Source organism: Luteibacter sp. Sphag1AF (assembly GCF_014192715.1).
GTDB lineage: Bacteria > Pseudomonadota > Gammaproteobacteria > Xanthomonadales > Rhodanobacteraceae > Luteibacter.
Window position 1 is genome coordinate 303334 of record NZ_JACHYH010000004.1, and the last position, 8400, is coordinate 311733.

At 62.3% G+C, this 8400-nt stretch carries 6 protein-coding genes; 2 read left to right on the forward strand and 4 right to left on the reverse strand.

Annotation, left to right across the window (positions count from 1 at the left end):
- Positions 1–37 precede the first annotated feature (37 nt).
- Together glyS and glyQ are read right to left on the reverse strand one after the other, a co-directional pair.
- Positions 38–2182 carry a glycine--tRNA ligase subunit beta gene (gene glyS / locus FHW69_RS13045; RefSeq protein ID WP_183423502.1) on the reverse strand — a complete coding sequence of 715 codons (2145 nt, stop codon included), beginning with the start codon at positions 2180–2182 and terminating at the stop codon, positions 38–40.
- Positions 2175–3086 (reverse strand): glycine--tRNA ligase subunit alpha, encoded by a 912-nt coding sequence (gene glyQ, locus FHW69_RS13050; protein ID WP_183423503.1) that lies wholly within the window; start codon positions 3084–3086, stop codon positions 2175–2177. Before glyQ ends, glyS begins: the two co-directional genes overlap by 8 nt.
- Positions 3087–3234: 148 nt before the next feature.
- Between glyQ and FHW69_RS13055 the strand changes: the two genes are divergently transcribed.
- Entirely contained in the window at positions 3235–5043 is a 1809-nt protein-coding gene (locus tag FHW69_RS13055; RefSeq protein WP_183423504.1) for a GspE/PulE family protein, read from the forward strand.
- Between the two features lie 16 nt (positions 5044–5059).
- The gene (locus tag FHW69_RS13060; RefSeq protein WP_183423505.1) at positions 5060–5797 is read left to right on the forward strand and encodes a glutamine amidotransferase; all 738 of its coding nucleotides are present in this window, start codon (positions 5060–5062) and stop codon (positions 5795–5797) included.
- Here FHW69_RS13060 and FHW69_RS13065 read toward each other — a convergent pair.
- Both FHW69_RS13065 and FHW69_RS13070 read right to left on the reverse strand, forming a co-directional pair.
- Positions 5786–6475 carry a rhomboid family intramembrane serine protease gene (locus FHW69_RS13065; protein WP_183423506.1) on the reverse strand — a complete coding sequence of 230 codons (690 nt, stop codon included), beginning with the start codon at positions 6473–6475 and terminating at the stop codon, positions 5786–5788. The genes FHW69_RS13060 and FHW69_RS13065 overlap by 12 nt on opposite strands.
- Positions 6472–8400 (reverse strand): ExeA family protein (locus FHW69_RS13070; RefSeq protein ID WP_183423507.1); only part of this gene is annotated, 1929 nt, incomplete at its 5' end. The genes FHW69_RS13065 and FHW69_RS13070, both read right to left, overlap by 4 nt.

Here is an 8400-nt window from a genome sequence, read left to right on the forward strand (position 1 = left end):
AACCCGCGGCTCCGACAGGAACCGCGGGTGAATAGTTTTACAGCCTGGAAATGTCGGCAATAGCGCCGAACGACGCTTTGAGCTGCGCCAGCAGCGCGAGGCGATTGGCACGCACGGCCGCGTCCGGTGCATTGACGAGCACGCCATCGAAGAACCGATCCACGGGCCCTTGCAACGCTGCGAGGCGAGCGAGAGCGCCCGTGTAGTCGCCGTTGCCAAGCAACTGCTGGGCATCAGCTTTCGCCGCACCCAGGGCAGCGTGCAGCTCGCGCTCGACGTCATGCTCGAAGTGCGAGGGGTCAACGGTCATACCCACCGGCGCGGCGCCTTCTTCTTCCGCCTGTTTGCGCAGGATATTCGCCACGCGCTTGTTGGCTGCGGCCAGGCTGGCGGCTTCCTCGCGGCGGGCGAACTCGCCCACAGCACGCAGACGACGATCGAAGTCCGGCAACGTGGCAGGTGCCACCGCCAGCACGGCCTCGAACTGATCCGCCGTGAAGTCCTGATCCGCGTAGTAACCGCGCAGACGGTCCAGGACGAAGGCATGCACTTCATCGCCCAGGGCCGTGCGGCGCGCGCCGATATCCACAGCGGGAACCTTGCCATCCTTGCCCGGCTTCACGCCGGCAAGCAGCGCTGCTTCCGGGAGCATTTCCAGCGCCTCAGTGAGCGCAGCCCGCAGCTCAATGTCCAGCCCCCCCTCAATGAGGGTGCGGGCGAGACCAAGCGCCGCACGACGCAGCGCAAACGGATCCTTGTTGCCGCTGGGCTTCTGGCCTACGGCAAAAATGCCCGCCAGCGTGTCCAGGCGCTCGGCTACGGCAAGTACCTGGCCGACTTTCCCTGCGGCGATGGCGTCGCCACCGAAGCGCGGCTGGTAGAACGAGTCCAGCGCGTCTGCCACGTCGGCGTGCTGACCCTGGCGGGTCGCGTAATAGCGGCCCATGATGCCCTGCAACTCCGGAAACTCACCGACCATGCGGGTGAGCAGATCGCATTTGGACAAGGCAGCCGCTTGTGTGGCCAGACCCGCATCCACGCCCACGCGGTTGGCGATGACACGCGCCAGTTCGGCCACGCGGATGGTCTTGTCCCACAGGCTGCCCAGTGACTGCTGATAGGTGACGTTCTTCAACGACTCCTGATAGCTGGCCAGCGGCTGCTTGAGGTCTTCGTCCCAAAAGAACTTCGCATCAGCGAAGCGCGGACGGATCACACGCTCGTAGCCCTTGCGGATTTCAGCCGGGTCTTTGCTTTCGATGTTGGCCACGCCGATGAAGTGCTCGGTGAGCACGCCCTGGGCATCGAATACGGGAACGAACTTCTGGTTCGTCTCCATGGTGGTGACAAGCGCCTCGGGCGGCACGTCGAGGAACTCTCGCTCGAAGGTGCAGGTGATCGCCACCGGCCATTCGGTGAGGTTGGCAATTTCGTTGAGCAGGCTTTCGTCCAGACGCGGCACGCCACCGGTGGCCACGCGAGCCACCTCGTCGCGGATGCGCTGACGACGTTCGGCCGGATCGGCCATCACGTGCGCGTTGCGCAGTGCGTCCAGCCAGCTGTCAGCATCGGCCACATGCACGGGCTTCGGGTGGTGGAAACGGTGACCGCTGGAAAGACGACCGCTACGCAGGCCGAGGATTTCGCCGTCAACGATGGATGACCCGTGCAGCATCAGCAAGGTGTGCGCCGGGCGCACGAAGGAATCTTCGCGGCTTCCCCAGCGCATGGCCTTCGGAATGGGCAACGCCTTCAGCGACTCGGCAACAATTTCCGGAAGGAGCACGGCGGTGTCCTGGCCCGGCTGGACGGCCCGGTAGACGAACCACGCACCCTTGTCGGTCTCCAGACGCTCCAGCGCGTCGACGGTGACGCCACAGGATTGGGCAAAACCCAACAGGGCCTTGCCCGGCTGGCCTTCCGCGTCCAGAGCGGCAGCGATGGCGGGGCCACGGCGCTCGATGGACTGTTCCGGTTGGGCCAGGGCGACGGCCGGCACGTAAACAGCCAGGCGTCGCGGCGACGCGTACGCACGGGCGCCTTCAGCGTCGGCGGCAATGCCGCGCTTCACCAGGCCATCGACGATGCCCTGCGCGAAAGCCGCCGACAGATCGTCCAGGGACTTCGGCGGCAGTTCTTCCGTGCCCAGCTCGATGAGGAGAGGCAGACGCTTATCAGCCATGACGGACTTCCTGATTTTTCTTGAGGCCCGGGAACCCGAGCTTTTCGCGCTGCGCGACGTAGGCTTCGGCTACGCTTCGGGCCAGCGTGCGTACGCGCAGGATGTAGCGCTGGCGTTCGGTCACGCTGATGGCGCGGCGCGCGTCCAGGAGGTTGAATGCATGGCTGGCCTTGCAGACCTGCTCGTAGGCCGGCAGCGGCAGGCCGACCGAGATCAGCTTGGCAGCCTCGCCCTCGCACACGTCGAACCAGTGGAACAGCTCGGGCACGTTGGCGTATTCGAAGTTGTAGGTGCTCTGTTCCACTTCGTTCTGGTGGAACACGTCGCCGTAGGTCACCACGCCATGCGGCGCGTGCGTCCAGACGATGTCGTAGATGCTGTCCACGTTCTGCAGGTACATCACCAGGCGCTCAAGGCCGTAGGTGATTTCGCCCGTGACCGGACGGCATTCGAGGCCGCCAGCCTGCTGGAAGTAGGTGAACTGGGTGACTTCCATGCCGTTGAGCCAGACTTCCCAGCCAAGGCCCCATGCACCCAGCGTCGGCGATTCCCAGTTGTCCTCGACGAAGCGCAGGTCGTGGACCAGCGGGTCGATACCCAGCGCCTTCAGCGAGCCGATATAGCGCTCGAGGATGTCGTCCGGATTGGGCTTCAGCACGACCTGATACTGGTAGTAGTGCTGCAGTCGGTTGGGGTTGTCGCCGTAGCGACCGTCCGTAGGGCGGCGGCAGGGCTGCACGTAGGCCGCAGCCCAGGGCTCGGGCCCCAGTGACCGCAGGAACGTGGCGGGATGAAAGGTGCCGGCACCCACTTCAGTGTCGAGAGGCTGCACTAACACGCAGCCCTGGTCGGCCCAGTAGCGGTTCAGGGTCTGGATCACGTCTTGGAAGGTGGGCGCGGACATGGTTCCCGAGTCCTTGAGAAAGCGGGCTAGTATAGCGATGTGCGATTCGCCCGGGGCCCGGGTGGTGTGACGGGCGTCGCCCGACCGCTATCCCATCCCCGACGCTGCGAGTCATCACCCCGCAGGCTCGCCCGAGGCACGCTCAACGATGGCAGTGAATCCGCAATCCACCACCCTGCTCGGCCGCCGCGGCCGCCTTGAAGTCGATGAGGTTCTGGCCACCCTGGTGGTCGATGGGTTCATCAGCGGGGAAGACGCCAAGCGCGTCCGGATGGGCTCCCGTGCGGGGCGCAGCGTGATCGAACTGCATCCTCTGGTCATCATCGCCAACGCCCGGCTGGATAACCGCCGCGACCCGGGTCGCCCGCTGAGTCTCGAAGGCCTGATGGAATGGCTGGCTGCCAAGGCCGATCTGCCCTACCTGAAGATCGACCCGATGAAGATCAACGTAGCGTCGGTAACCCAGGTGGTCAGCCACGCCTACGCTGTGCGCCACCGCATCCTGCCGGTGGCGGCCTCGCCCGGCGAGGTGATATTCGCCACGGCAGAGCCGTTCGACGCGACCTGGGCGAACGATCTGGCCCAGATGCTGCGCCGGGACATCCGCCGCGTGGTGTCCAGCCCGATCGACATCAATCGTTACCTGCAGGAGTTCTACGGCGTCCAGCGCTCGATCCAGCTGGCCCAGGACGCGAAAGGCAACGACACCTCCAAGATCATCAACTTCGAGCAGCTGGTCGAGCTCGGCAAGGGCGGCGAGCTCGGTGCGGATGATCGCCATGTAGTGCACATTGTCGACTGGCTGCTGCAGTACGCGTTCGAGCAGCGCGCCTCGGACATCCATCTGGAGCCCCGTCGCGATGCCGGGCAGATGCGCTTCCGCATTGATGGCGTGATGCAAAAGGTGTTCGAGCTGCCGCCGCCGGTCATGACCGCCGTGACATCCCGCGTGAAGATTCTGGGCCGCATGGACGTTGCCGAGAAACGCCGTCCGCAGGATGGCCGTATCAAGACGCGCTCCGCTGGTGGTCGTGAAGTCGAATTGCGCATTTCCACCATGCCGACGGCGTTTGGCGAAAAGGTGGTGATGCGAATCTTCGATCCCGATCTGGTGGTGAAGGAGTTTGCCCAGTTGGGTTTCTCCGAGACCGAGGGCGAACTGTGGCGTTCACTGGTAGAGCGGCCACACGGCATCGTTTTGGTCACCGGTCCCACGGGCTCGGGAAAGACAACCACGCTCTATTCCACGCTCAAGCATCTGGCGCGGCCGGAACTCAACGTGTGCACGGTGGAAGACCCCATCGAAATGGTGTCACCGGAGCTGAATCAGATGCAGGTCCAACCCGCCATTGATCTGGACTTCGCTGCGGGTGTGCGAACACTGCTTCGTCAGGATCCGGACATCATCATGATTGGCGAAATCCGCGATCTTGAAACAGCGCAAATGGCCGTCCAGGCGTCTCTGACCGGACACCTGGTGCTGTCCACGCTGCATACAAATGACTCGCCCAGCGCAGTGACCCGCCTGCTGGACCTGGGTGTGCCGCACTACCTCATTCAATCCACGCTGACCGGTGTGGTCGCTCAGCGACTCGTGCGCACGCTCTGTCCTCATTGCAAGGAAACCAGCACGCAGGATGCACAAGAGTGGCGCATTCTGACGCATGGCTGGGATATCCCGGTACCCGAACAGGTGTGTCGTGCCGTTGGCTGCCTGGAGTGCCGAAAGACCGGTTTTCTAGGTCGAACAGGCATTTACGAGATGATGCGGGTATCATCCCGCCTGCGCTCCATTATCGGTGCGCAGCTGGATCTTGGTAAATTTGGCGATGCCGCGCTCAAGGAAGGCATGAAGCCGCTGCGCATTTCGGCCGCCGCACAGGTGGCCGCTGGAGTCACCACGGTCAAGGAAGTGCTCGCCGTACTTCCGCCTTCCGATATTGATCTTGCCGACTGATTCAAGCATGCCGTCCATGAAACCTGTTCTCATTATCCGCACCGGTCGCGCACCGGACGTCATCAGCGAACGTCACGGCGATTTTCCTCGCTGGTTTCAGCTTGGTCTGCGTCTTCGCGATGCCAACGTACGCGTCATTGACGTGGAAAACGGTGATGCCCTGCCAAACCCCGACGCATGTGCTGGCGCCGTTCTTACCGGTTCTGCGTCGATGGTGACCGAGCGTCTTCCGTGGAGCGAGCGCACGGCGGGATGGATCCGCGATGCGATGGACGTGGACCTTCCGATGATGGGCGTTTGCTACGGACATCAGCTCATGTCGCATGCATTGGGTGGTCGCGTGGACTACCTCGAGGGTGGACGAGAAATGGGTACGATTCCGTTAAGTCGCACCACGCACGCCGCCGACGATCTTCTGGCGCGCCATTTGCCACCGCAGTTTCACGCCCATGCAACGCATGAGCAATCCGTTCTGGAGCTTCCGCGCGGTGCCCGTTCCCTGGCAACGTCGGCGCGCGATCCGCATCACCTTGTACGTTATGGCCAGCATGCTTTCAGCACGCAGTTCCATCCTGAATTCAGTGCAGAAGTGATGCGCGCATACATACGACGCAAGCACGACACGCTGCAGAAAGAAGGACGTGCGCCCGATCAGCTTCTGGCATCCGTGGTGCCCACGCCGGAAGCCACGTCTCTGCTGCGCGGCTTTTTGCGCGAACATGTTGGTGCGAAGCAGGAAGTGTCAGCCGCGTAAGCGGCGAACGATCGCTCCACGCGAGAAGAACGCGAAAACAACGCCAAAAACAAAGCCGCCGATGTGAGTCCACCAGACGACGGCGCCGTAGCGCGGGCCAGCGTAACTGAAAAGAAGCTGCACTAATGCCCAGATGCCAATCAGCAGAAAGGCAGGTACGCGCACGAATTCCAGGTAGAGCCCCAGGGGTACGACGAGACCCAGTCGTTCGCGCGGGAAGAGTGCTACATAGGCCCCCACCACGGCGGAAACCGCCCCACTGCATCCGATGATGACGACCGGTGCGCCGGTTAAAGAGATGGCGCCAATCAGGTTGGCGACGACGCCACCAAGCAGGAAAAGAAACAGAAAGCGCGGAGAACCCAGACGTCGTTCGGCAGGCAGGCTGAAGATCACAAGGAACAACAGGTTGCTTACCAGGTGCAACCAGCCGCCATGAATGAACAGCGCCGTGACTAATCGCAGAAGCGCCGGATCACTGAGCTGCTGCAAGAGCGGCGTTCCCGCGCTGAAGATGTTCGCGGGAACGGCGCCCCAATTGCGCATCACAGACAGACGCTGATCGGGCGGGCTCAACGCCAGCGCAACGAAACAGGCGACGCACGCAATCACTACGACAAGCGTTGCCCAACACAGACGCGAACGCCGTCGCGTATCCACACGAACAAAAAGATTCATGGCACGTTGCGCACAAGATGAGGACCGTCCTGATCACCTGCAGCCAGTGCGAACATGGTTTCCGGTCCCACAATGCCATCGGCAGCAATGCCAAATTGCTGCTGGACAACCTTGACGCGATTCTCCACGCTGCGATCAAAGTCCGTACTTGCAACGCCGGGCGACGCACTGGGCAGGCGGCTGAGCAGCCAACGCATGCCGTCGCCGGAATCACCACGCTTCAGGCGTGGCGGCATGTTGGGATCGACGCGAAAAACAGCATAAAAGCGGCCTTTCCATACACTTTCGAATGCCGACCGGGCCAGCTCGACGTACTTGCCGCCGAGGTAAAGCCGCACCGTCGTATCGCCGGCGCCCACAAGAAGAACCTGCTGTTTCCTTCCGCCATCGTCGAGTTCCAAAACCATCGGACGGTCGAAGTGACGAAGCTGATCGAGCGAGCCGCGCCCGCTGACGCATGCGAATCCCGGGAAGATTGTCGCATCGCAATTGATCGCGTTGGCCACGGATGTCTCGCGCGACGACACCTGCCAGCGTGCCAGCAGCTCTCCCCACACTCTGACCTGTCCTACTTCCGGCGCCGGTAATGCATCGCGAAATTTCCCCAGTACTTCGTCAGGTGCGACTGCAACGAGGTTCTTCGGACGGGAGGGGCTGCGTCCTGACAGGAAATAGCCTGCTACACCAACGACCAGCAACAGACCGACCGCGATAGCCGCAATCCACACGAAGCGGCGGTAACGTCGCAGCCAATATCGCGCATATTGCGGAAGCACTTCTTCTGCGGCCTGAGCCAGCGTTCGTTCGCCAATGGACTGTTCGCCACGCTCTGCTGCGCGCTCCAGGGCGCGATGCGCCAAAGCATTAAGACGGGCAGGATTTCCCATGCCATCTTCACATAGCGAACGGAGGCCCAGACGGCTAAACGGCATGCGCGTTGTGCCTGCCACATGCAGTCGATGACGAACATATCGTTCGCTTTCATCTGCCGTCAGTGGTGAAAGAGGAAGCCGCGTACGGATGCGTGCATCAATGGCGCGCGCTGCGCCTTCTTCCAGCCGGGAACGGAGTTCTGGCTTCCCCGCCAGGATGACGTGCAGCGAAGCCTGTGCGTGATCCGTCGCCTGAAGCAGTTGATCCAGCAGCTGGTAGGAAGTCTCACGGAGTTCATCCGCGTCATCGAGCACCAGAAGGAAACGCTGACCTTGATACGTCAGCCGTCCAAGTGAGTGCGCCAGACCATCGACCAGATGCTCTTCCGTATTGGCTTCCGCACTCAAGGGGAGCGGAAGGCCAAATGCCACATAGAGCGAACGCAGCCAGTCAGCGACAGGCTGCGCGTGGAATTCACCATCGAGACGAGCGGTGCGAATACCCTGATCTTCGATGTTGGCTTCGAGCAACATGGTCAGCAGCGTCTTGCCACTACCCACGTCACCGGTCAGCAAAATGACAGCTGGCGCGGTCGACAGGAGCGCGTACTCGCAGTGCGCCAACAGCTCACGCTCGCGCGTGAACAGGCAGGCGAAGCGCGGGTCGGGTGCCTCGGAAAACGGAGGCTCGCGCAAACCGAATGTGTGTAGATACATAGGCCTACTGTATCCGATTGGAGCGGAAAGCTTCATCGGGCAAGGGCATATTGTTTGGCCGGAATGGCGCGACCAACGACACTTTCGCGCGGCTTCGTGGCCTGCCTGGGCGCTATTTTGCTCGCGCCCTTCTCTCGATCCGCGGGAAACCGCCTGTAGAACAGCGGTCCTTCGGGTGGGCTGATATGGGTCAAGAAAAACCCCGCCCTCGGAAGAGGACGGGTTTTTGGGATAAAGCCTTTGGCGGTGACCTGTTGCAGCCGGTTCCCTGCGGGAACCGTTGCCCGGGTTCGCGGTTTGAGCAAGAAAAAACCCGCCCTCAGAAGAGGACGGGTT